At 50.3% G+C, this 324-nt stretch carries 1 protein-coding gene; it reads left to right on the top strand.

All coding sequences use genetic code 11. The features are described 5' to 3' along the window. Window positions 1–38 precede the first annotated feature (38 nt). Window positions 39–324, top strand: a 286-nt coding sequence (locus P0G09_RS16745; protein WP_275253230.1) for a histidine kinase, incomplete at its 3' end; no start/stop codon positions are given.

The raw sequence follows: 324 nt of genomic DNA, 5'->3' as shown, positions 1-324 counted from the left end.
TGCAGGAGCGTCAGACCCAGATCTTACGGGAAATGCAGATGAGCCAGCTGCGAAATCTACAGATGCAGATCAACCCGCATTTTCTGGGCAACTGCTTTAATGCGGTTTACAAAGCCTCCCTTACTGGCGATTTTGAGCAGGTGTTGGCTCTGACCACTTACCTGAACCGATATTTCCGGTTTATGGCACAGGTAGATAATGATTTTGTTCTGCTGGAAGAGGAGCTTCGCTTCACAGATGACTTTCTCTCCATCCAGAAACTCCGATTCGGCGATGCCTTTTCCTACACTTTCTCCGTCCCGGCCTTTCTGCGGCAGGCACGCA

It is taken from the genome of Faecalibacterium sp. DFI.5.82, assembly GCF_029076575.1.
Lineage (GTDB): Bacteria > Bacillota > Clostridia > Oscillospirales > Ruminococcaceae > Faecalibacterium > Faecalibacterium duncaniae.
Note: the sequence above shows the minus strand (reverse complement) of the source record. Positions and strands in the feature narration are given on the sequence as shown.